17 protein-coding genes are annotated in these 24,291 nt (G+C 60.1%); 8 read left to right on the top strand and 9 right to left on the bottom strand.

Going from position 1 to position 24,291, the window contains the following annotated elements:
* Nucleotides 1-11: 11 nt before the first annotated feature.
* From K290_RS0100720 to melA, 4 genes are all read right to left on the bottom strand, one after another.
* Nucleotides 12-1,142, bottom strand: coding sequence for an ABC transporter permease (locus K290_RS0100720; RefSeq protein WP_028750088.1), 1,131 nt, complete (start codon nt 1,140-1,142; stop codon nt 12-14).
* Complete coding sequence (locus K290_RS0100715) at nt 1,142-2,152, bottom strand: ABC transporter permease (RefSeq protein ID WP_028750087.1); 1,011 nt, start codon at nt 2,150-2,152, stop codon at nt 1,142-1,144. Before K290_RS0100715 ends, K290_RS0100720 begins: the two co-directional genes overlap by 1 nt.
* Nucleotides 2,153-2,306: 154 nt before the next feature.
* Nucleotides 2,307-4,394 carry an ABC transporter substrate-binding protein gene (locus K290_RS0100710; protein WP_028750086.1) on the bottom strand — a complete coding sequence of 696 codons (2,088 nt, stop codon included), beginning with the start codon at nt 4,392-4,394 and terminating at the stop codon, nt 2,307-2,309.
* A 134-nt stretch (nt 4,395-4,528) separates the two neighbouring features.
* Nucleotides 4,529-5,995, bottom strand: coding sequence for an alpha-glucosidase/alpha-galactosidase (melA, locus tag K290_RS0100705; protein WP_028750085.1), 1,467 nt, complete (start codon nt 5,993-5,995; stop codon nt 4,529-4,531).
* A gap of 246 nt (nt 5,996-6,241) precedes the next feature.
* Here melA and K290_RS0100700 point away from each other — a divergent pair, with 246 nt between their 5' ends.
* The gene (locus K290_RS0100700) at nt 6,242-7,111 is read left to right on the top strand and encodes an AraC family transcriptional regulator (protein WP_210311403.1); all 870 of its coding nucleotides are present in this window, start codon (nt 6,242-6,244) and stop codon (nt 7,109-7,111) included.
* 6 nt (nt 7,112-7,117) lie between these two features.
* Here the strand turns inward: K290_RS0100700 and K290_RS0100695 are convergent, their stop codons facing one another.
* The gene (locus K290_RS0100695; protein ID WP_028750083.1) at nt 7,118-7,537 is read right to left on the bottom strand and encodes a DUF983 domain-containing protein; all 420 of its coding nucleotides are present in this window, start codon (nt 7,535-7,537) and stop codon (nt 7,118-7,120) included.
* A gap of 223 nt (nt 7,538-7,760) precedes the next feature.
* Nucleotides 7,761-9,167: an aminotransferase-like domain-containing protein gene (locus K290_RS0100685; RefSeq protein WP_028750082.1), complete on the bottom strand. Its 1,407-nt coding sequence runs from the start codon at nt 9,165-9,167 to the stop codon at nt 7,761-7,763.
* Nucleotides 9,168-9,392: 225 nt separating this feature from the next.
* Between K290_RS0100685 and K290_RS0100680 the strand changes: the two genes are divergently transcribed.
* Nucleotides 9,393-11,636, top strand: a complete 2,244-nt coding sequence (locus K290_RS0100680; protein WP_028750081.1) for a glycoside hydrolase family 2 protein — start codon at nt 9,393-9,395, stop codon at nt 11,634-11,636.
* Between the two features lie 17 nt (nt 11,637-11,653).
* Here K290_RS0100680 and K290_RS0100675 read toward each other — a convergent pair whose 3' ends face one another.
* From K290_RS0100675 to K290_RS33600, 3 genes are all read right to left on the bottom strand, one after another.
* Entirely contained in the window at nt 11,654-12,463 is an 810-nt protein-coding gene (locus tag K290_RS0100675) for a phosphate/phosphite/phosphonate ABC transporter substrate-binding protein (RefSeq protein ID WP_028750080.1), read from the bottom strand.
* A 123-nt stretch (nt 12,464-12,586) separates the two neighbouring features.
* The gene (locus K290_RS0100670; RefSeq protein WP_028750079.1) at nt 12,587-12,895 is read right to left on the bottom strand and encodes a type II toxin-antitoxin system RelB/DinJ family antitoxin; all 309 of its coding nucleotides are present in this window, start codon (nt 12,893-12,895) and stop codon (nt 12,587-12,589) included.
* Nucleotides 12,896-12,964: 69 nt separating this feature from the next.
* Complete coding sequence (locus K290_RS33600; protein WP_081670158.1) at nt 12,965-14,194, bottom strand: glycosyltransferase; 1,230 nt, start codon at nt 14,192-14,194, stop codon at nt 12,965-12,967.
* 317 nt (nt 14,195-14,511) lie between these two features.
* Between K290_RS33600 and K290_RS0100660 the strand changes: the two genes are divergently transcribed.
* The 6 genes from K290_RS0100660 to K290_RS0100625 all read left to right on the top strand — a co-directional run bounded on the left by K290_RS0100660 (nt 14,512) and on the right by K290_RS0100625 (nt 24,116).
* Nucleotides 14,512-15,855 (top strand): polysaccharide biosynthesis/export family protein, encoded by a 1,344-nt coding sequence (locus K290_RS0100660; RefSeq protein WP_081670156.1) that lies wholly within the window; start codon nt 14,512-14,514, stop codon nt 15,853-15,855.
* A gap of 32 nt (nt 15,856-15,887) precedes the next feature.
* Nucleotides 15,888-19,154 carry a nucleotide-binding protein gene (locus K290_RS33595; protein ID WP_245276442.1) on the top strand — a complete coding sequence of 1,089 codons (3,267 nt, stop codon included), beginning with the start codon at nt 15,888-15,890 and terminating at the stop codon, nt 19,152-19,154.
* Nucleotides 19,155-19,158: 4 nt separating this feature from the next.
* Nucleotides 19,159-20,445, top strand: a complete 1,287-nt coding sequence (locus K290_RS33590; RefSeq protein ID WP_065091421.1) for a glycosyltransferase family 4 protein — start codon at nt 19,159-19,161, stop codon at nt 20,443-20,445.
* Nucleotides 20,446-20,593: 148 nt separating this feature from the next.
* Nucleotides 20,594-21,286 (top strand): sugar transferase, encoded by a 693-nt coding sequence (locus tag K290_RS0100640; RefSeq protein WP_028750077.1) that lies wholly within the window; start codon nt 20,594-20,596, stop codon nt 21,284-21,286.
* 538 nt (nt 21,287-21,824) lie between these two features.
* Nucleotides 21,825-23,243: an oligosaccharide flippase family protein gene (locus tag K290_RS33585; protein ID WP_161631233.1), complete on the top strand. Its 1,419-nt coding sequence runs from the start codon at nt 21,825-21,827 to the stop codon at nt 23,241-23,243.
* Nucleotides 23,244-23,294: 51 nt separating this feature from the next.
* Nucleotides 23,295-24,116 carry a methyltransferase, TIGR04325 family gene (locus K290_RS0100625; protein WP_028750076.1) on the top strand — a complete coding sequence of 274 codons (822 nt, stop codon included), beginning with the start codon at nt 23,295-23,297 and terminating at the stop codon, nt 24,114-24,116.
* The last annotated feature ends 175 nt before the right edge of the window (nt 24,117-24,291 follow it).

Genomic DNA, 24,291 nt, shown 5'->3' with positions numbered 1-24,291 from the left:
TCCGCCTCCTCTCAATAGGGATCGATGGCATCGCGCAGACCGTCGCCTAGCGCATTGAACGCGAAGACGGTGATAAGCACGAAAGCGACGGGCGATAGGATCCAGGGATAGGAGCCGATTACCGAATAGGTGGACGTATCCTGCAGCATCAACCCCCAGGAGATCAGCGGCGGCTTGACCGCGAAACCAAGGAAACCAAGGAAGGATTCGAGCAGCACGACGCTCGGAATTGCCAGCGTCACGGTGACGATGACATGGCTCATCACGTTCGGAAAAATGTGCTGCAGGATGATGCGCCAATCGGTCGCTCCGACCGCCATGGCGGCGCGCACATAGTCGATCCGCGCCAAGGCCAAAGTCTTGCCCCGCACTTCGCGCGACATCTGCGCCCAGCCGAGCGCCGACATGACGATGATGACGAAGGCGAGGAAGACATTGGTCGGCGCGGTCACGGGGATCAACGAGGTCAGCGCCAGATAAAGCGGCAGTTGCGGAAAGGCCAGCACCAGCTCGACAAAACGCTGGATCCAGGCGTCGAGCGTGCCGCCGAAATAGCCTGAGACCATACCGACGGTGGTGCCGACGATGGTGACAATGGCAACCACAGTCAGCGCGATCATCAATGAGATGCGAGAGCCGTAGATGGCGCGCGACAGCACATCACGGCCGAATTTGTCAGTACCGAGGAAATGCACCGGCTGGCCATCGATCGAGCCGAAGAGGTGACGGTTGCCGGGGATCAGGCCAAACAAGTCATAGGGCGCGCCCTTGACGAAAAAGCCGACCAGACGCGGATTGTTGTAGTCCGGTCCGACTATTGGCTGAAACGTGACGGGATCGAGCTCATCGGTTTCGGCCAGCGCATAAACGCGCGGCTGGAAGACCAAATTGCCATCTTTGTCGTGGAAGCTGATCACCTGCGGCGGCGCAAAGCCGGTATCGGTCGCCTTGGGATCGTCGGGGGCGACGAATTCTGCGAAGAGCGACATCAGCAGCAAGAGGATCACGAGAATCAGGCCGCCCATGCCTGTCCAGGAGCGCTTCAGGCGACGCCAGACAAGTGCGATGTAGCTCTCATTGCCGCTTTTCGGCTTGATCTTGTTGTCATCGAGCGGTGGCGCGGATGTGCTGAAGGCGAGCATCAGTGGATCCCTCCCTGTTGGCGAACGCGGGGATCGAGCAGGGCAAGCAGCATGTCCGCGATGATATTGCCGACGATCAGCGTCCCCGACAGCACCATCATGAAGGTGGCGGTGACATAGACGTCGCCAATCGCCATCGAGCCGACGATCGCCGGCCCTACGGTCGGCAGCGCGAAAATGATGGCGGTTTCGATCTCGCCGGTCAGCATGTAAGGCAGCACGACGCCTTGATACATGACGAGCGGATGTAAGGCGTTCGGGACGGCATGGCGCATGACGACAGCGCCGCCGGAGAGGCCTTTGGCACGCGCGGTCTCGACATATTGCGCATTCAACGTGTCGAGCAGATTGCCGCGCATGACGCGCATATTATAGGCAAGTCCGCCGAAGGTGGCGATCGCCACGACCGGCCAGACATGCTTGACCAGGTCGACGAACTTAGCCCAGGACCACGGCGCACCGCCATATTGCGGTGAATAGAAGCTGCCGATTTCTGAGACGTTGAGTTGGAAGACAAGGATATAGACGATGATCAGCGCCATCAGGAAGCGCGGCACCGTCATGCCGAGAAATGAAATGCCGGAAAGCAGGCTGTCGATCCAGCTATATTGTCTGGTTGCGGCCCAGATACCGAAGCCGATGCCCAGGACGGAAGCGAAGAGATGGCAAACAAGCGCAAGTGCCAGGGTCCGCGGCAGGCGCTCGCCGACGACGTCAGCAACCGGCTTGTTGTAGAACATGCTGTAGCCGAAATCACCCTTGGTAACGATGCCGCCGATCCAGTTGAAATATTGCACGACCAGCGGCTTATCGAGCCCGTGTTCGCGACGGTAGATTTGCGCCTGCTCATCGGCCTGGGCGAAGGACGCGCCCCCCTGGTTCATCAACTGCGAGCGGATGAAGTCTGCATAATCCCCAGGCGGCGCCTGGATGATGGCAAAAGTCACCACGCTCAGAATGACGAGCACGGGTATGGCTGAGGCTATGCGCACGAGCAGGAATCGCAACATGGGACGGTTCGCTTCTCTTCTTGCCGCCGGTGGTCTGCATCCCCTTAGGATAGCACGGACCGGCTGGGTTCACCGTTGCCCGGCTGCACCGCGATGCAGCCGGAATTTTGGCTGGTTAGCTGGCAGCCGGCCTAGGGCCGGCTGCCATTCTCCGTTAGTTGATCGGGCCGGCGCTGCCCGGCGCGCCCGGGAGCTGCTGCGGGAACAGCTCATATTTGCCCTGCTTGTCGGCCGCCACCCACAGGCGTTCGCGAATGATGGAGTCTTCAGCCCAGTTGAACATGAAGATCGGCGTGCCCGGAGGAACGTTCGAGAAGCGCTTGTTGATGATGAGCGCGCCCGGATATTCCGTCAGACCGATATTGTAGAGATGCTCGGTCGAGAGTTTCTGGTACTGCTTCATCAAAGCCACACGCTCGTCGCTATTCTGCGACGTCGTGAACTTGTTGACGACATCGACCATCTCCTTTTCGAAGGGCATCAGGTCCAACTGGCCACTTTCGGGCGCGCGATGGTTCCAACTCGTGCGCGGGCCGACAGGAGCGAGCTGTTCGGTGTTCTGCACGACGGACGCCAGCTCCGTGGTGTTGCGCCGGACCATCCAATCAAAGCGACCGCTATAATTGGCATCATCGCGCTTCGGTCCGTCGAGTGCATTGATGATCACGCGAAGCCCGAGCTTTTCCATCTGGCCGACGACACCCTCGGCAAGGCTCTTATCCGTGGTGTAGTCATTATTGACCAACAGCGTGATCTCGACGTCCTTGCCATCCGCTGTGCCGGCCGGGAAGTTGACGATACCGTCTCCATCGGTGTCCTTGAGGCCCGCCTTGGCAAGCAGTTCCTTGGCGCCCTTGAGGTCAAATGGATAATAGACCGTCGAGTTACGATCATAGAAGCTGGTGCCCGAGGACAGGCCGCCCGGATAGATCGCCGTGAACGGTCCCTTGACCAGGGAGTCACCGATCGCCTTGCGGTCAAGCGCCATAGTCACCGCCTTACGGAAATCCTCGTTGCGGTTCAGCTCACGAATGGCCTGACCGCGTGGGTCCGGGTTGCCCCAGCCGTTGGCGGAGAAATTCATCTGCAGGTTATAGCCGATGAGGCGCGGACCGAAGGCGAGACGCGCCGGGGCGTCAGGCTGGGCCGCACGCTTCAGCGAAGCGACGAAGTTTTCCGGCTGCTCCAGATTGGAGAGGTCGCCGGAACCGGCAACCGCCTGCACGTCGCGGTCCGCCCAGGTCGAAAGCTTATAGTGCAGCTCGTTGAGATAAGGCAGTTGATTGCCCTTCTCGTCCACCTTCCAGTAATAGGGATTGCGGCGCAGGACGATAATGTCATCGGATCGGTACTCAACCGGCACCCAGGCACCCATGACCGGCATATTCATATATTCCGGCGGGAATGCATTCTTGAACTGGTCGTAGGTGTTCTTCGAATATTTCGGATGCTGCGGCTTCAGAATGTGCGACGGGCCTGGGCAGAAATTCGGATAGGCCATCGTGTAGAGATATTGTTTCGGGAAGGCATCCTTGAAGGTCCACTCGATCGTGTAGTCGTCGATCTTCTTGAGGGTCGTCCCCTCGCCGAAAGCTTCCGGCGACGCGCCGCCACCGAGCGGCGAGACGTTCGGATCGATGACTTCGTCTTCCCAGTAGAACATGATGTCGTCGGCATTGAAGGGCACGCCATCGGACCATTTCGCGCCTTCGATGAGATGCATGGTGAGCTTATGGCCATCCGCCGACCAATCCCAGCTCTTGGCAAGGTTCGGCAGAGGTTCGGTATCCTTCGCCTCGACCTGGAACAGCGGCGCGGTGCGCGTCAGGCACTCGGAGAGGCCGATATCGATGCCGCCCCAGCCTTGAGTCTGACCAGCGCCGTAGTTCCATCCTTCAGGCCGTCCGCCGATGACATGACGCAACGTGTCGCCATAGACACCGATGCCGTCAGGCATGTTGCCGGTTTTGAAAACGAGCGGCTCCTTCGGCAGGCGATCCTTGACAGGCGGCAACTTGCCGGTCTTCACGAATTTGTCGGTAACCCAGGCCGGCTCGTGGTATTCCGGCAGCGCCTTGAACTCCAGGATGGAGTCGCGTGCCACATATTTGATCTTGCCTTCGGCCGGGAAGACGGGCGGTACAGGCGGCACCGTCGGTTCGGATGCATAGGCGCTCATGGCGATCGCCGATGTGGCAATCGTCAACGCCGCAAGAATGCTTATCGGTCGAAAATGTCTCATCGTTTTCTCTCTCCCATTGTCGCGAGCGCCCCGCGGGTGCGCCGCACTCCTCCATTCAGCGGTACCGGCTGGCGTACTGACGGGTCTCCTCCTGAAAGCCCCGCCGTAGCCAACCAGTCCCGAATGCCCAGTCCTTAACCAGCCTGCTTCATGGCTGCTTTTTCCGCTCTCAGCTCCTCGATCGAGCGGACGTTGCGGCTGGCCGCACCCTTCCAGTCGCGGGTCTTTACATTGCTGCGCGACAAACGATCCTTCGCTCCTTCGACCGCATGTGCATATTGCGGCAGCCAGCGAGCCTCGGCCACGATCATTTCGTCGACCATCTGCCAGACCTCTTCCGGCGTCGATACGGCACCGACCAGCGGATCATGCAGAACAGCGAGCTTCAGCAAATCGATATCGCCGCTGATGGCGGCATGAACCGACATCCGCTGGACGTTGATCGAGGAAATGCAGGTCGCGGCACAGGCTTCCGGCAGCGTGATGCCTGCCACCATGTTGATGCCGAAGCGATCGACGAAGCCAGGCGATTCGATGATGGCGTCCGCAGGCAGATTGGTGATGACGCCATTGTTCTTAACGTTGAAATGGCCGCGATAGACGCGATTGGTCTCCAGCGCCTCGAGAATATGGCTCGCATGCTCATTCGAGCGCTTGGCCGGGTCGATGGGCTTGGAGGCGCTTTCGAGGATCTGCGGAAATTCCGTCTCGAACCAGTTGCGAGTCTCGGTCGAATGGCGGAGATAGCCGCCCGTCTCGCCGTGGATCCAGTCGGACATGTCGATCCACTTGTTGATCTCGTCCGGCCGCTTGCGATACCAGGGTAGGTATTCCGAGAGATGTCCATTGCTTTCGGTGGAATAGACGCCGAAGCGCTTCAGCACGTCGATGCGCAATTTCTCCTGCTGCGAATAGATCGGATGCGCTTCGAAAGCGGCGACCAGCTCATCCTTGCCGATCTTACGGCCATTAAGACGCAGATCGACGAACCAGGTCTGGTGATTGATGCCCGAGCAGATGTAGTCGAGCTCCGACTTGTCCTTGGCGCCGAGAACTTCGGCGATCTGCTCAGCCCCATGCTGGACGCCATGGCAGAGGCCGATCGTATCGACCTTGCCGTATTCAATCGCCGCCCAGGTGTTCATCGCCATCGGGTTGGCATAATTCAGGAACTTCGCGCCGCTTTCAGCGACCTCGCGAATGTCCTTGCAGAAGTCGAGAATGACGGGGATGTTGCGCTGGCCGTAAAGAATGCCCCCGGCGCAGATCGTGTCGCCGACGCATTGGTCGATACCGTATTTCAAGGGGATGCGGATATCTTCGGCATAGGCTTCCAGCCCGCCGACGCGCACGCAACTGATGACGTAGCGCGCACCATTCAGCGCCTTGCGCCGTTCCGTCGTAGCAGTCACCTTGGTCGGCAACTTGTTCGCCTCGACGATCCGGTCGAGGATCGCCTTGATCATGGTGAGATTGTGCTCGCTGACATCGGTCAGCGCGAATTCGACATCCCGGAACTCCGGCACGCAGAGAATGTCGGTGAACAGTTTTTTCGTAAAGCCGACGCTGCCTGCGCCGATAATGGCGATTTTGAAACTCATGATCCTCACCTTGAAGTCGGTCGAACAATCAGCAGCGGAGAAGAGGATGGTGTTTTCATCCCATGATCGCACAGACGGCGCGACATAGTAAAATCAACACTTTCTCCTCCTCCTGCCGGTCCTCATCGGCAGGTGCATGCTGTTTTCTGGGCGGAATTATGCCTATAATCATCGGGCCGACCAGAGAACTATTATGCTTTCAAGGGTAATTTTGTGCTGCAAGATTTGATCGCCAACGGACAGACGATGCGGACTGTCTCATTGCCGCGCGGACGCCACCGGCTGCACGCCATGCCGACCAGCGCCGGCTACGAAATAAGGGACAACGAGCCTTACGACTGGGATGGGCGCAGGCGCGGCCAAACGCCGTTCACGGTGCTGCAGCATACGATCGGCGGCAGCGGCCGGCTACGCTATGAAAACCGCAACTACCGTCTCGGCGCCGGTGATACGCTGATGGTGCTGGTCCCGCACAATCACCGTTACTGGTTGGAAAAAGGTGAGCGCTGGGAATATTTCTGGATCTCGATGAACGGCGAGGAAGCGCTGCGTATCCATCGCCTGATTCTGGATGCCGCGGGGCCACTCTTGAAACTGCAGCAATCGACGATCGATCACCTCGCCGATTGCAGCCTCCGGCTCGTCCGGGGCGCTACAACGCCAGCCTCTGCCTCGGCGCTGGCCTATGAATCCGCGATGGCGCTTTACGATGATGTCTTCGGTTCGCATGCCGTCGCCGCCGACCGATCCGCCATGCAGACGGTGATCGACTATATCGACGCCAATCTCGACAAGCCCTTGCCGGTGAGCGATCTTGCCAGGGTCAGCGGCCTCAGCCGTGCTCATTTCTCCCGCGTCTTTGCCGACAGCGAAGGCCTGCCGCCGGCGGAATTCGTCCTGCAGCAGCGCATGCAACGGGCCGCCAAGCTCTTGACCAAGGCGGCCTTCATTCCGGTCAAGGAGGTGGCGATCATGTCAGGCTTCGACGACGCCAATTATTTCTCGAAGGCTTTCCGGCGTACCTACGGCATCAACCCTACGGAGTTCCGCACCACCGGCATGTACGCGGCAGTGCGGAGCCCTGGGGAGGAAACCAAGAACGCGCGAGCCAGATAGGTCCGGCTATGCGGAATGCGGATGCAGGTCGTCATTACCGGGCGTTTCCAGCCGCACCAGCTTCCCTTCTTCCGCCTTGTAGAAATATTGGCTCGCGACCAGCCAGCCCTTCAACGGACGCAGCGGCGGGATGCAGGTGAGCAGCATGAACGGCAGCGTCGTAAAGGCATGCACCCAATAGGGAGCCTCGAAGGCGACTTCCAGCCACACGGCAAGAGCGACGCTTGGGATGCAGGCAAAGCAGATGACGAAGAAGGCAGGGCCATCGGCCGGATCGGCAAAGGAATAGTCAAGGCCGCAAACTTCGCAGGACGGCCGGAGCGTCAGGAAACCCTTGAACATATGACCTTGCCCGCAACGCGGGCAGTGGCCGCGCAAACCGGTCTGGAGCGGAGGAAGCGGCGGCCATGCATCTTCGGATGACATTGTTTGTCCCTTTCAAGAACCGGGCATTCGCTTGGAAATCGTTGCCCGAGAGCCTCGCAGGCGAAGCGCCCCATGCGGGTCGTCCCGAAGCTTGGGCGGCACTGTCGGCGACTTTCAAGCCGCTGGCCGTCCGTTGAAAGATGTATGGCACGCAATGCATACATTGTCAATTATTGTATGTATATTGTTCAAGCACAGCATGCAGGCGCGGCAATTTGTCCGATCAGATGACAATCGCCGAAGCTGCCGGCGTTTCCGCCAGCAGATCGGCCACAATGCCGAGGCTCTGGCGCAGATGTTCGCGATCTTCCGCGACGCCGAGCCCAAGGCGAACCGCTTCCGGCGCCGGACCGACGGCAAAGGCATCGCTCGCGACGACGCCGATGCCCGCAGAGCGCAATCGCGCCGTGAATTCGCCGCGCGACCATGCGGGCGACAGCCGCAGCCAGGCATGAAAAGCCTCGGGATCGGCGAGAAGATCGGCGGCGGGCAGCAACTCCGCCGCTATCGCCTGCCGCGCCTTGGTCTCCCGCCGGATCGCCGTCAGCACCGCCTCCGCCGTACCGTCTTCGATCCACTGGCTGGCGATCGCGGCCGATAGCGGCGAGGCCATGGCGGCGGTCGCCCGGATGACACCGGCAAGCCTGGTCGCCGCGCGCAAATCCGGCACGGCAAGATAGGCGATGCGCAGCGCGGGCGACAGGCATTTGGCAAGCCCGGCGATATGATAGACCCGCTCCGGCGCAAGCGCCGCCAGCGGCGCGACCGGTTGCATCGGCAGCGCGCCATAGGCATCGTCCTCGATGACAGCGACATCGTAACGGGCGGCGATGTCGAGGATGGCCTTGCGCCGCGACAGCGGCAGCGTGATCGTTGTTGGATTGCTGAGGGTGGGATTGCAATAAAGCGCCTTGGGCCGCCTGCTCGCGCAGATTTGCTCAAAAGCCTCTGGAATCAAGCCACTACCGTCAGTTTCTACACCTGCAACGGTCAGCCGCGAATGCGCGGCGACAGAGGGAAAGCCCGGATACGTCAAGGTCTCGGCGCAGACTGTGTCGCCCGGAGCCGTCAGCATGCGGGTGATCGCGAGCAACGCGCCTTGGGCGCCCGGGCAGACGAGAATGCGTTCTGGCCCGATATCAGGCAGCCGGCTTGCGAGCCATTCCGCTCCGGCCTCGCGATCACGGGCAGCGCCGCCAGGCTGCTGGTAGTGCAGCAACAGGTCCAGCCCATCGCTGGTTTCCAGCCCGCTGATCCCCTGCCACATCCGCGCTGTCAGGGCTTCGTCGTCGAAGCGCGGCGGCAGGTTCATGCTCATATCGACCAGCCCGCTGGGCATAGGTTTGGGTCGCTGCGGCGGCGCTGCCCGGCCCTGGCTGACGTAGGTCCCTTGCCCGATCCGCCCCTCCACGAGCCCGCGTTTGCGCGCTTCGGCATATGCGCGGGTGACGGTGGTGAAATCGATGCCGAGCGCCTCTGCCAGCGCCCGTTGCGGCGGCAGGCGCGTGCCGGTCGCTAGACGGCCCGCGCGGATGTCGGCCTGCAAGGCATCGGCGATCGCCAGATAGACCGGCCCGGCCGCCCTGCTGATGGAGGGGGTCCAGAAGGACGTTGTCTGATCATCGCTCATGCGGGTATCTCCAGAGGAATGTATGCATATTGTATGGTTTTCGAACCGCAAGCAAGGGGGAGGCCGCCGGGAAATGTCGATCCGATATCCGATTTCGTTGCACCATTGCGAGAGGCCTGTATAGATATCGCCCGGCTGCGACCATGCTTGGCATCGCAACCGTGCCTTTTTCCAAACAATACGCGTTCGTCGAGGCTGCGACGGGCTCCATCGATAGGAATGAACATGCGCTCTGTTGTCGCTTTCAACGAATCCTGGACCTTTCAGGAAGGGTTCTCGCTTGCCGAAGTTGGCCGCCGTCAGGAGGGACAGCCGGTCACCCTGCCGCACACAGCGGTCGAGCTGCCGTTCAACTATTTCGACGAGAAATCCTATCAGCGCGCCTTCACCTACCAGAAGATCCTGCCCTGGAGCGCCGATTTCGCCGGACGTGAAGTGTCGCTAGTGTTCGATGCCGCCATGGCCGACGCGGTCGTCTATCTCAACGGCGAGGAAATCGTCGCCCACAAGGATGGCTATACGCCCTTCGAAGCGCGCCTGACGGGCCGCCTGAAGGAGGGCGACAACCTCCTCACCGTCAAGATCGACGGCAGCGAAAATCCGGAAATCCCACCCTTCGGTGGCCGTATCGACTATCTCACCTATGCCGGCATCTACCGCGATGTCTGGCTGAAGGTCGCAGCACCCGTCTCGATCGCCAACATCAAGGTCGAGACCGGCAATGTGCTTGCCGCTGCAAAATCCGTCAACGTTCGCTGCGATATCGCCAACCCGCAAGGTCTCGCCTTCAACGGTTCTGTGGCGGCGAGCCTTCGCGCGCCTGACGGCACCGTGCTGACCTCGGCCGTCGCCGAGACCTCGGGCAGCAGCCTCACCTTCGCCTTCGATAATCTGACCGGCATCTCACTGTGGGAACTCGACAATCCCGCGCTCTACACCATTGATGCCGAACTGAAGACCGACCACGGGTCGGACAGGTACACAGCGAATTTCGGCTTCCGCACCGCCGCGTTCACCGCAGAAGGTTTCCTGCTGAACGGCCGCAAGCTGAAGCTGCGCGGCCTCAACCGTCACCAGGCTTTCCCCTATGCCGGCTATGCCGTGGGCCGCTCTGCGCAGGAGCGTGACGCCGAGATCATGAAGCATACGTTGAAGTGCAACGTCGTGCGCACGTCGCACTATCCGCAATCGCCCTGGTTCCTCGACCATTGCGACCGAATTGGCCTTCTGGTCTTCGAAGAAATCCCCGGTTGGCAGCATATCGGCGGCGAAGCGTGGAAACAGGAATCGATTCGCAACGTCCGCCGCATGATCGAACGCGACTGGAACCATCCCTCGATCATCATCTGGGGCGTGCGCATCAACGAATCGCAGGATTCCCACGATTTCTACGTCGAGACCAACAGGCTTGCACGCGAACTCGATCCGACCCGTCAGACCGGCGGCGTGCGCTACATCACCGAGAGCGAACTGCTCGAAGACGTTTATACGATGAACGACTTCATTCTCGGCAACGAGGAACTGCCGGGCGTCAACCGTCCGCGCACACCCCTTAGGCCACAGCAGGAGAATACCGGCCTCTCACAGAATGTGCCCTATCTGATCACCGAGTTCGGCGGTCACATGTATCCGACGAAGATCTACGATCAGGAACAGCGCCAGGCCGAGCATGTGCGCCGGCATCTGGACGTACTGAATGCTGCCTATGGCGATCCGTCGATATCAGGCGCCATCGGCTGGTGCATGTTCGACTACAACACCCACAGCGACTTCGGCTCCGGCGACCGCATTTGCTACCACGGCGTCATGGACATGTTCCGCGAGCCGAAATTCGCGGCCTATGCCTATATCAGCCAGTGCGAGCCTTCCGACGAGGTCGTGATGAAGCCGGTGACCCAATGGGCGCGCGGCGAGCGTAATATCGGCGGCGTGCTGCCGCTGATTGTGCTCACGAATTGCGATGAAATCGAACTGCGCTACGGCTCGCTCGTCAAACGTATCGGCCCGGACCGCGAGAATTTCCCGCATTTGCCGCATCCACCCGTCGTCTTCGACCATCGCCATTTCACGAAGGACGAACTGGGTGTCTGGGGCATGGAATGGGAGGACGCGCATTTCACCGGGCTCATTGGCGGCAAGGCGGTCACAACGCTGCATATGGTCGCGGACCCCCTTCCAACGACGCTGGAGGTGAAGGCCGACAGCCTGACGCTTCGCGCCGACGACCGCGATACGACGCGCGTCATCATCCGTGCGCTCGACCAGGCGGGCTCCCGTCTGCCCTTCCTCAATGACATCGCGACGGTGGAGGTCACCGGCCCAGCAAAGGTCATCGGCCCGAAAACGATGGCCTTCCAGGGAGGCACCACTGGCTTCTGGCTACAGGCGACCGGCGAAGCTGGGGCAATCACCGTCGACATCTCGTCCCCGCGCTTTGCGGCGCAAACAATAACGCTGGCGGCGGAGTGACGCGCTGAGCGAGCGGCTCAGGCGATGACCGGATAACCCAATGCAATCGCCTGCCGCTCCAACTCAGCCAGCGGCTCATAACCGGCATCGCCAAGCACCTCAAAGCGCCGCCACGATAAGATATCGCGGACATCCGCAAGCGTGGGTTCGCTTGCGATGTCGGTGAGAATTTGCCGCAGCAGCGCCAATTCTTCGGCAGAAGTTTCCGAGCCTGTGATGAACGGCAAGCCCGGCCCACTGATCGTTTCCGCCAGAATGCGGAGGCCAGCAACGCGGTCGGGATCGAAGCGTTGGGCGTTTCCGAAGGTAATACAGTCGATGGCAGCGACATCGGCCCTGCCCACGGTAACGGCATCGATGCTGAGCAGATGTCCGCCGGTTTCGATGACGCGGCCGAAGAACCGACCGTTTTCAGCAAGCGGCGCGACAGCGGCACGGAAAAGATTTGTGCCGGAATTGCTGCCGGGATCGTTGATGGCAGCGGTCAGGCCACGAAGATCGGCAAGCGCCTCCGCCGGCGAATCCGTGCGGACGATGATGAAGCTTCGCATCGACGGGCCATCACAGCCCGGCAACTCATAGACCGGCGTTGCCACAAGCTGCACCTTGCTTCGCAGGTGTTTGACATAGGGAAAACCGCAGGTCTGCGCGAGCAGAAGGCCGGGCCGCACCCAGGCCTCGTCATGCGTGATGCCCTTCTCCAAACTCTCGGGAACATCGGCTACGCCTGCCTTGCGCAGCCGGTCGCGGATATAGGCCCAGAGAGCCTCCGTCGCGGCAACGAGCGGCGGTTGACCGGTGTACATGGCGATGTTGCTGAGGCGCATAAGGGAAAAATCTCTGAAGATCGGCAGGTCCTGCCGATCCCTTACACCGCTCCGGATGCTGGCGCATCCAGGAAAGTGCAGATGTCATCTGCGATCCGCGAGCGCGTTGCACCCAAACGAGGTTCAATGCTCGCTCACAACAGCCCTGCCAAGTGCGATGGCTCGCCGTTGCGCGAAATGTCTCTCTTCATCGGCATCATTAATATCGGGTCTGACATCTTCGAGCGTCTGTAGAACTTTCGCACGGAACCGCGCATCGCGGGCATCGCTGTTACCCGCAGGTTCGAGCGGCAGGGCGCCCTCATTTGCAGTGCGGGTCAGCAGGATACGGATGGCATCCGATACCGTTAATCCGATATCCTCAAGAACGGCCGTTGCGCGTTCTTTGATCTCGGCGTCGATTCGGATCTGAATCAATGCATTCGGTGCCATTTCAGCCTCCTTTGGCTGCGGGACAGTGTAATGCCTTTGAATGACATATCCCAGTGGCCGAACATGCATTCAAAAAGTCGGTGCGTGCACCGTCACTGGTTCGGTAGTGGCAACACGTTGCTGCGTTTCGACCGCCGGCGCCGGGAACTGTCCCTCGAACAGGCGTTGGATGGCGGCAGTGCTCCGGTCGTTGCGCGGCAAGACCGCTTTGTGTGCCAGCAATTCTTCATCGATGATCGCCTGCATGCCGGTCGTGAAATTGCATAGGCTGAATTGAGCCGCATGCGCGCGCAGCACGTCCGGGCGGAACGCATTCTCATGGTCTTCGAAATCATGCACCGCGTCGATCAGCGCCTTTTCGGATTGCTCTTCGAACAATATGCCGCTGACGCCTGGAACGACCGTTTCCAGCGCGCCGCCGCTGCCGAAGGCGATGACAGGACGACCGCTGGCCATAGCCTCGACCGGAACGATGCCAAAATCCTCCTCGCCTGGGAAAATCAGTGCGCGGCAGCGCGCCAGCTTCTCCTTCAGCACCGAGAATGGCGCACGGCCGAGAAAGGTAATGGTCGGGCCGGCCAAACGTCTGAGTTTTTCCATTTCCTTGCCCTCGCCGATGACGACCAGGTTGCGGTTCATCGTGGTAAAAGCCCGGACGGCAAGGTCGATCCGCTTGTAGGGAATAAGCTGGCCGGCGCAGAGATAGAAGTCCTCGGTTGCCGCCGCCGGGGTGAAATCGTCCACGGAGACCGGCGGGTAGAGCACCGTCGCCGGGCGACGATAATATTTGCCGATGCGGGCACTGACGTGATGGGAATTGGCAATGAATCGGTCGACGCGCATGCTGGTATTGACATCCCAGGACCGCAGCAATGGCGCCAGCACCGGCAGCATCAGCCGCGAGGCGAGGCCGGCATTGGAGCGATAGAAATGGTAGTGATCCCAAAGATAGCGCATCGGCGAGTGGCAGTAGCAGACGTGCGTCGCTTGCGGCGGGGGGATAATGCCTTTCGCAGGGCCTGATTCGCTGGAGATGATGAGGTCGTAGCCACTGAGATCGAAGCTCTCCAGCGCAAAGGGCATCAGCGGCAGCAGCGACTGGTAGCCTTTGATGGCGCCGGGGATGCGCTGCAGGAACGATGTCGTGACCTTGTGTCTCTTGATCTTTTCGGAAACGCGGCTCTCATCGTAGACGAGCGTGAAGATATCGGCGTCCGGATACATGTCGCAGAGCGCTTCGACCACTTTCTCGCCGCCCCGCATCGACACCAGCCAATAATGAACGATCGCTACCCGCATCCCTCTTCCTCCGCCGTTGATCGAAACATCATTGTGCGGGCGGCGGGCGATGGGACAGAACCCACATCGGTCCTCTTTCGCATCCAAATGGCTGAAGGTCATGACCAAAAGGTCTAAGCGGCCGAAAACAGTTTAAACTCAATGGTATATTCGCTGTTACCCGAACGCCGAGCACCACTCATTCCTTCCTCAGAAGGGATTAGCCGTAACCCTACGGCAGGGGATTTACTCGAAATGCGTTCAAGGGATGATCTCAGTCCATAGCGCTGCGGCAAGTTGGCGGCGGCGCGACCGAAACGAAACCGAGATCGCGCCTCATGTTGACAGTTTCTGCTCTTCACGCACATGCCCGCCGGAAAACACCGGGCACCATCCTCGGCCTGTTCCTCGCCCTGGCATTTTCGGGAACCGCCTTTATCGACAAAGCCAATGCTGCCTCGGATGAGATCTATCACATCAAGCCTCAGACGCGGATGAAGGTAGCAATCGTCGAATGGGTCGCCTCGACAGGGGAATATAAGGAGTGGACGGCGCTGAACGGCGAATACGTCGTTTCCCAATCCGGCACGATCTCCATTCCGATGATCGGTGAAATGCCGGTCATCGACAAGACCACCGCGGATGTCTCTACGGAAATCGGTGATCGGCTGAAACAGATCACTGGTCTCGCCACCGCTCCCACGGCGTCTGTCGAAGTGGTGAAATATCCGATGATCTATGTCACCGGTTCGGTCGAGAAGCCGAGCGAGCTGGAATTCCGGCCGGGCCTGACGGTCAAGCAGGCTGTCGCGATGGCGGGCGGCCGCGAACGCCGCTCCAATCCGACCGGCGAATATAACAACGCGCAACAGATCAGCTATGCCGGCGAGATCAACCGCATGGAGCTGCAGTTGAAGCAGCTCGGCGCCCGGCGCGCCCGTTTAATGGCTGAGATGAACGATCAAACGACCGTCGACTTTCCGCCGGAAATCAAGGCGGCACCCGAAGGCTCCGCGATCAAACAGATCATGACCAGCGAGATCGATGTGTTCAATGCCCGGGCCGAGGCGCTCCGCCAACAACTCCAATCTGCCGCCGAACTCGAAACCTTGCTGCGCAATGAGATCGACATTCTCGATGAGAAGATGGCATCGCAGGACGAGCAGGTGAAGATCGCACAGGATGAATTGCAAGATATTTCCAAGCTGGTCGACACGAAGATCCTCACCACCTCACGCAAGACGTCCTTGGAGCGTGTCGTCGCCGACATGCAGAGCGGCAAGCTCGATCTCGTCGTCGCCTCCATGCAGGCCAAGCAAAAATTGAGCGAGACCGAACGCGATGCTCTGAACCTGAAAGGGCAGCGCAAGACCGAAGCCGGGCAGCAATTGCAGACGACCGAAAGCGAAATCGAAGACACCAAGCTGAAGCGCAACACAACGCTGCAACTGCTGCAGATCGCCGGCGCTTCTCTGTCTCGCTCCGAGAGTATGAAGGCGATCGATCTCCAGCCGCTCGAATATTGGGTTACCCGCGGCGGCGATGGAGGCACCACAAGCGAGATACCGGAAACGGCGGCGTTGCAGCCGGGTGATGTGCTGGACGTTCGCTACAACGTTTCCAGCAGCCTGGACAGCGCAATGCTGTCCTCGGCCGATCCCACGCAATCACAATCCCAATAACCACCATCGAAGCAAGGTCGGGCGGATATATCATGGCAGTTCACGAGATTGGTAAAAGCGTACCCGGTGCTCAATCCGAGGCCAAGCGATCAAACGGAAGCGAATATATCTCCTTTCGCGATATTTGGCGGTTCCTGCAGCGGCATATGCTGATTTTCATCATCTTTACGGCGATCGGACTCGGCATTGGCGCATTCTACGTCACGACCACCAAGCCGATCTATCAAGCAACGACCCGTCTGGTCATGGATCCGGAACAGGGGCGCATTGCATCTCAGGATGCCTTCAGCGGCACGGTCATCATCGAGGCCGCCGAGATCGCCAGCCAGGTCGAGATCGTCAAATCGGAGGCGATCGCCCGCGCAGTGATCGAGAAGCTCAATCTCAGCGAGGACCCCGAAATCGTCGGGGGCGCGTCGTGGCAGGGAGCTCTGCGCGACTCGCTGCATAGCATTAGCGCCTATTTCACCCACACCCATGACGAAGAAGTAAAACCCATCCCGACCGAAGACGATCTGATGCGCCGCACCATGGCGTCTTTCCTCTCCAGGGTCTCCGTAAACCGGGTGGGCCAGTCCTACATTCTGGAAATCGGGTATAGTTCCACCGATCCGCGCAAGGCGGCACTGGCGGCTAACGCGATTGCTGCCGCCTATATTCGTACGGGGCTCACCGAGCGCGCTTCCGCCGCACAGAGCGGCGCGAAATGGCTGGAAACCCGGCTGATCGAGGTCGGACGGCAGGCACGTGAAGCTGCAATGAGCGTCGAAGAATTTCGCGCCAAGAACGGCATCATGGAGATCAGCACCTCCTCCTCGCTCGACCAGCAGCAATTGTCCGAAATCAGCAGCCAGGCGCTGGCAGCCCGGGCGCAGACGGCGGCCGAATCCGCCAAGCTTGCGACCCTCAACCGGTTGATGGCCGGAGAGAAGGTCGAGGGTGACGTCGACGAGACGATCAACAATCCGCGCATACAGAAACTGCAGGAAGATCTCGGCGTCGCGACGACCAAGCTCAACAACCTGAGCAGCCGCTACGATGCCGGCAACCCGGCAATTGCGGCCGCGCAGGACGAGATCGATCGGCTGAAGGGCGAAATGCAGAAGGAGTTTGCCCGCATCCAGGCCGTCTATCGCTCCAATCTGGAAGTGGCGCAAACACGCGAGAAACTGCTCAACGACGAGCTGGCCTCGCTGACGGAAACTGGCACCGACAAGAACCTGGCGCGTGTCGAGCTCTCCGAGATGGAGAGCCGCGCGACCACCTATCGCCGCATGTATGAAAGCATCCTGCAGCAATTGATCGGCGCGCTGCAGAAAGAATCTTTCCCGCTCGGCAATGCCCGCGTCGTTACGGCCGCCGCCGTGCCGCTGACGAAGAGCTGGCCGAAATCATCGATCGTCATTCCCTTCTCCGCCATGCTGGGCCTTGCCTTAGGGCTTGGAATGGCGCTGCTGCGTGACGGCATGGATCGGCGCGTCAGCTCCAGCGAAAAGCTCCGGCGCGAACTCGGCATCACCTCGCTCGGCCATGTGCCCGTCTATGCCGGCCCATCCTTCGTGCCCGGCCATATCGTAGGGGGCGGCGCGACATGGCGACGAACCATGTCGCCGCTAAGATCCGTGCTCGACACGCCCTATTCGCAATTCTCCGAAGCTTTGCGCGGGGTAAAACATTCGGTCGACTCCGCCTTCCAGCCGAATGCTCCGATGGTGATCGGCATCACTTCGGTCGGCACGGGCGAAGGCAAGACGACGATCGCGACCAATCTCGCTCAGCTTTATCAAAACGAGGGCGCGTCCGTGGTGCTGGTCGACGCCGATTTCCTCAATTCCCGCCTCAGCGGCGTGGCAATGGAAGCAGGCTCGGACTTCGGCATGGAACTGCTGCGCATGAACGAGGTGCCGCGACGTTATTCCGTTGCGCATGAAAACGGCCTCTCCGTCGCGACGATCGACCATGATCCGGAGACCGACAGATTGGCGTCGCAGTCCTATGGCAACGGCATTCCCGTCGTCACGGTCGACGAGACGGAAAAATCCGTTACCGCGTACCAGCGCTATGGCCATCTGCCGGCGTTGAAGGCGGAAATCGAGCTGCTGCGCCGGCGATACAAGGTGGTCATCGTCGACATGTCGGCCTTCGAAGATTCGGCCGATACACGCGTCATCTGCAGCTATCTCGAAGGCATCATCGTCGTCGTCGGCCATACCAACAAGATGACGGTGGAGCGGCTGTCCGACGCACTTGCAAGTTTCGGCACCACGCCGATCAACATCCTCGGCATCATCGCCAATCGCAGCAGCGAAAAGCGCAGGCATAACGAGCGCCGTCACTGGTGGCGAAAGCCGCAGGCTCGCGAAACCCGCTTTTCCGCCAAGCGCCTCGAAGGCCGTCCGCCCAGCCGTCCGCTCAAGCTGGCCGTCGGCATCGCCAGTGCCGGCCGGCGGGACATCCTGTCCTCGATCCTGCCGCACATCGCACGCCAGACTCGCAAGCCGGACGAAGTGGTCGTCTGCCTCGCCTCGCCCGAAGACATCGATCCGAGCTGCCTGCGCGACCTCGATTTTCCGGTTCGCGTGCTGATCTCGGAACGGGGGCTCTGCCGCCAGCGCAACCGTATCCTCGACAACATCCCGGATGCAGACGTCGTGCTCTTCGTCGATGATGATTTCCTCATGACGCCCAACTATCTCGAGGAGACGGAACGGTTGTTCCAGTTCCATCCCGACATCGTCATGTGCACCGGCACGGTGCTCGCCGACGGGATCACCGGCCCCGGTATCTCCGTCCGCGACGGGCTGCGAATGGTCGAATCGAAGGGCCGGCGGCGGTCGGAAACGACGGCGCAGTTCCAATCCGTCTACAACGCCTATGGCTGCAACATGGCGGTCCGCACCACGATCATCAAAGCCGGCAATCTACGCTTCGACGAGAACCTGCCCTTCTATGGTTGGCTCGAGGATGTCGATTTCAGCCGGATCGTCGCCCGCTACGGCCAGGTGGTCAGCGCCAAGCAGTTGCAAGGCGTGCACCTCGGCACGAAGGTCGGCCGCACGGCGGGTATCCGGCTCGGCTATTCGCAGATTGCCAATCCCGTCTACCTCATGCGCAAGCGGACCATGAGTTTCCGTCACGCCTCGATCCAGATCAGCCGCAACCTGCTCGCCAATTTCATCAAAGCTTGGCGTCCCGAGCCGTGGGTGGACCGCAAGGGTCGGCTGAAGGGCAATGCAATGGCCTGTCTCGACCTGCTGAAGGGCAAGCTTGCGCCGCAAAACGTCGAAGCGCTGGAGTAATCTCGTGAGCCCACCCCGTCCCGATCGGGTCGTCATCATCAATGATCGCTCCGTCAAAGTTGGCGGAGCGTCAAATCTGGCGATCCTTTCTGCCAATCTTTTGCAAAGCGCTGGAATTCCAGTCACCTATTTCGCCGGCGACACCGCCGGCGAAGATCCGCCAGCATTCGACACCATCAATCTCGATGGCCTGCCCCTGACGCAACAAGGTCGTATCAGCGCCCTCACCGCCGGGCTTTACAGCAAGAGCGCCTATACCGCGCTGCAGGATCTCATCGCCCGAAAGGACACGACAGCCACGATCTACCATGTTCATGGGTGGTCGAAGATCCTGTCACCGTCGATTTTTCGAGCGCTGTGGCCAGTGCGCGAGCGCGTCGTTCTGCATGCGCACGACTATTTCCTGTCCTGCCCGAATGGCGGTTTTGCGAATTATCGGAAAAACGATGTGTGCCGTCTCACGCCGATGTCCATGCAGTGCCTGACGACGCAGTGCGACAAACGCGGCTACCATGAAAAGGTCTGGCGATCGGCGCGGCATGTATTGCGCGAACATTTTTACCCCACGCGCCAAACACCTGCCAACATCATCATCGTGCATCAGCGCATGCGGGACTATTTCGACCGCAGCGGTATCGAAACAGACAATATCGAGATCATCCGCAATCCGGTCGAACCCTTTCTGAAGCAGCCGATGAGTCCGTGGAACAATCGCGATTTCTTCTTCGTCGGTCGGCTCGAACCGGAAAAGGGTTTCGAGGATGCCGCCATGGCAGCCCGGCTTGCCGGCATAAGCCTCCACATCATCGGAGACGGCGCGGGCCGTGCGCTGCTGGAGCGCGACTACCCCGAGGTGGTCATCCATGGCTGGAAATCCAAAGATGAGATGCGCAGCATCATCGGCAACGCCCGCGCACTCGTTGTCTCCTCGCGTGTTCCGGAACCTTTCGGGCTTGCGGCGCTGGAGGCGGTGACCAGCGGCATTCCGGTCATCCTTCCCGACGCGGCCCTACTCGGCGACGAGATTGCCGAGCTTGGCTGCGGACTGACTTTTCAAAGCGGCAAGGTGGAAACGCTTGCCGGCGCGATGCGCCGGCTTGCTGGCGACAACATGCTGATCCGCCTGATGAGCGTCAACTGCATGCGCCGGTCGAGTGGGCTTGCCCATACGCCGGCTTCCTGGCGGGATGCGCTGATGACCCTCTACAAACGCATTCTTGAGCGCACGGCAGCCTCCTCCGCCGTCACAGATGAATATCCGGAAGCTGCAGAACAGTCACCAATCGGGTAGTCGAGTAGACGAATTACCCGCTGACCTAGCCGTGCTTTCCCGGCTTTACGTCAATGGGACTAGGGCAATACCCGCAGGGTCAATTGTCAAGTTTCGATGCAACTGGCAGCTTTGTGGAACGGTTCGGAACGTCGAGAGGTTCTAAGAGATGCTGTCGGCTTTTGATGGCTTTGCTCATGACGAGCAATCGCTTCATGATTTGAAACAGACAGCAAGGCGCAGCCGCGCTAAGCGTGCCGTCGATATATTGCTTTCGGCCGCGGGCTTGCTGTTTCTTGCCCCTGTCCTTCTCGTAATCGCCATCGCGCTATTGTTGGTCGATGGCCGCCCCATCATCTACCGTCACACCCGTGTCGGTCGCGAAGGCCGCACGTTTCATTGCTTGAAATTCCGCTCGATGCGCAGGGATGCCGACAGGCGCCTGGCCGAACTGCTGGAGCGTGAGCCGGAGCGGAAGAGGGAATGGTTGGCCACTCAGAAGCTGATGAACGATCCGCGCGTGCATTGGCTTGGCAAATATCTGCGCATGAGCAGCGCCGATGAGCTGCCGCAGCTCCTCAACGTGCTGCGTGGCGAGATGAGCCTGGTCGGGCCGCGGCCGGTGGTGGCCGCAGAACTGGAGCGCTACGGATCGCAACTCTACTGCTACCTGGCGCTGCAGCCCGGCATCACCGGCCTATGGCAGGTCAACCGCTGCGCCGACACCTCCTATGAGGAACGGGTACAGTTCGATGTCGATTACTACCACACATGCTCGTTCTGGACGGACGCCAACATTCTCTGGAAGACCGTCGGCGTCGTGCTGCTTGCCCGCAATGAAAAGGAACGGCTCACCAAATGAAGAAGATGGCGACCGCAGCCCAGACAGCGAGACAAAACAATATCAGCAACCAGCGAAGCACGAATTTCCGGCGCGGAAAGCGCCGCCGCCCGGCTGTGGTGCGATCGGGATCGACGTCCTTCATAACCTGTTCTGCATGTTGTCTCATGACAGTTTACGAAAAACCCTCTGTTGGGCGAATACCAACCAAAAACATCCTTACAGGCCCAGGCCGCAACTTACGTAACGTCAGGCCGTTCAGCGCCAATTTGCTTGGTTTTTGGAGTGTCCCCCTTGGCGCAAGATTGTGTTCCGAATGGGAACAATACATGAGTCCTCTTAAGAAAATCTGGTTTTTCTTAAAGAATCCCACTCAATATTGTGGGGTTGCAACGGATTGGCTGTGGAAAAACGAGGGGATCCCGCCGTCCTTTCGTCCGACTCAGGCGGTGTGCTGATGGACGGATTGCCCCACCCCCCCTCACCTACGGGTCGATTCGGCTTGCCGCGATGGCTCCGCCTGCGCTTGCCGTCCGTTATCGGCGACGGTGCTTCGACCTTGGGTTCGAAAATCGTCTCCCAGGTCGTGCAGCTCGTCGTTTTCCTCGTCGCGGCGCGCGTGCTGGAATCGGCGGAATTCGGCCTCTACGCCTATAGTTCCGCTATCGTGATCCTGCTCGTCGTCGTTGCCGAGGGCGGATGGGGCGAGTTCATCATGAAAACGGAGTGCACTGAGGACGAACTCGACCAGGTCGGCACGATCTCGATCATCTCCGGGATCCTGATAACGATCGTCGGTTTCTCGATTGCCGCGGTCGTCTGGTTTGTCTTTCATCAGCCCTGGGAAGGCATACTGCTTTGCCTCTTCAGTTGCTGGTTCCTGCCCTCGTCGCTTTCGGTCGTCTATGACGGACTGCTGGTCGCAAGGGGGCAGTTGCGCAAACAGGCGGCTATCCGTGTCGCATCCGAACTGACCGGGCTTGCCGTCACCATGCTCGGCTTGTGGATCGGCTGGAACATCTTCTCGCTCGTGGCGGGACGGCTTGCAACACTGCTCGTCGGCGTATTCGCTTCCGCCGTCGTCGCACGCTGGTATCCAAAACTACGCCTGACCCTGCCGTTCGCGCGTGAAATCCTCGAATTTTCTCGTCATATCCTGGCAAACCGGCTGATCATCTTCCTGCGTTCCTATTCCGGCACGCTTGCGATCGGCAGCTTTCTCGGCCTCGCCGAAGCCGGTTATTACCGCGTCGCCGAGCGGATCATCGCCGCCTTCTCCGAACTCATCGGCGAGCCGGCGCGCATGCTTGCCTGGACGTTGTTCCGCCGGGCGACCGTCAAGATCGATGCCAACGGCAAAACGACCCGCGATGTCGGCGCCTCCGCAACCACCTTCATGACCCTGCTGATGGCGATCTCGGCGCCGATCTATCTCGGCCTGTCGCTGATCTCATCCGGCTTGATCGACGTGGTGCTCGGAAACAAATGGGCGCCGGCGGCGATTCTCGTCACGATCCTGTCGGCCAAGCAGGTGCTGCTGACGCCCGGCTACGTCACCGAGCCGTTGCTGTCGCTGTCCGGCAATATCAGGCATATGCCTGCAGCACTCCTGCTCAACGGCGCCATCTCGGTCGGCCTGATCGTCCTCCTCGCCCCCTTCGGCGTCGAGGCGGCGGCTTTGGGCCAATGCCTGGCGTCGCTGATTTCTTTTGCGATATCGATGCATCTGCAACGCAACTATGGGGGCCTTGCATGGAAGCGAGTGATCAGCGACTGCGCCTACGTCGCCGTCGCCATCGCAGCTATGGCAGCGACGGTCTATTCGCTCGGTTATCTCGCCGAAGCGTCCGCGCTGCGGCATCTGGTGACGCTGGCGATACAAGTCGTCTCCGGCGGAGCGACCTACGTTCTCACTCTTGCGGTCCTTCAAAAGGTGATCGGCATCCCGATCCCGATCTTTGCAGTCGGCCGGCGATAGGCGTGATTTTTCAACTGAGATAGGCCGTTTGGGCCAGTTGAGGAAACAATAATGGCGACTGCATCCTTGTCAGAGAACACGCGCTCATTCCTTGGCGGGACGGTTCGAAGCCTTGGCCGGTCTTTATCACCGCTGCGCGCCGCCGGCGGACGCCTGCGCTACCTATCGCCCTTTCCGCGGCGATTTACCGGAGCCTATAGCTCCTATGAGGCTGCCTTTGCCGCCGCCAAGGCCATGCCAATGGCCGGTTACGACCATGAGGAAATCGCCAATGCCGGCTTCTCCCTCATGTGCCAAGTCTTACCGTGGGACTATCCGGTGATGTTTTGGATGCGCAACCTGATGCAGGAGGTAGATGGCGTGATCGATGCCGGCGGCCATATGGGGACGAAATACAGAGCTTTCCGTCCGTTGCTCCCGATCGATGAATCCTTCCGCTGGGTCGTTTACGACCTTCCCTCCATCATCCGAGTCGGGCGGCGTCTGGCGGAGCGCGACGGCCTGGCCGGCCTCAGCTTCGTCGACCGGATCGAGGACGCGGGCGGCATACCGCTTTTCCTCGGGTCCGGTCTGATGCAATATCTGGACGTGCCGCTCTCCAGACTGTTGCAGCGCCTGCCCGCTTTGCCTCGGCATCTGATCCTCAACAAGGTCGCTCTTCACAAGAGGGGCATGGTTGTGACGCTGGAACGGATAAGCGGCGCCTATGTGCCCTATCAAATGCGGGATGAAGCCACTTTCCTGAGCGATGTGACGCAGCTCGGTTATAGGCAGGTCGACCGCTGGGCGATCCCATCCCTGTCTCACCTCATCGACACTCATCCGGAATTGGGACGAAGCGAAAGCGCCGGTTTCTATTTCCGCCTCGACTAACAGGGAAAGGCAAGCAGCGAGTTTTCGCGCGGTCTTTTTAGTCGAGGCCGCCGTCAACGATGGCTGTATCGGCATGCAACATCATGTCGTCGGGGGCCGATCTGAGGTCGCGAATCGCCATGATAACATTCACCCACAATTCTTTGTTTTTCTATCGGAATCGCTGCTTCGCGGA

This window comes from Rhizobium leucaenae USDA 9039, assembly GCF_000426285.1.
GTDB classification, from domain to species: domain Bacteria; phylum Pseudomonadota; class Alphaproteobacteria; order Rhizobiales; family Rhizobiaceae; genus Rhizobium; species Rhizobium leucaenae.
Note: the sequence above shows the minus strand (reverse complement) of the source record. Positions and strands in the feature narration are given on the sequence as shown.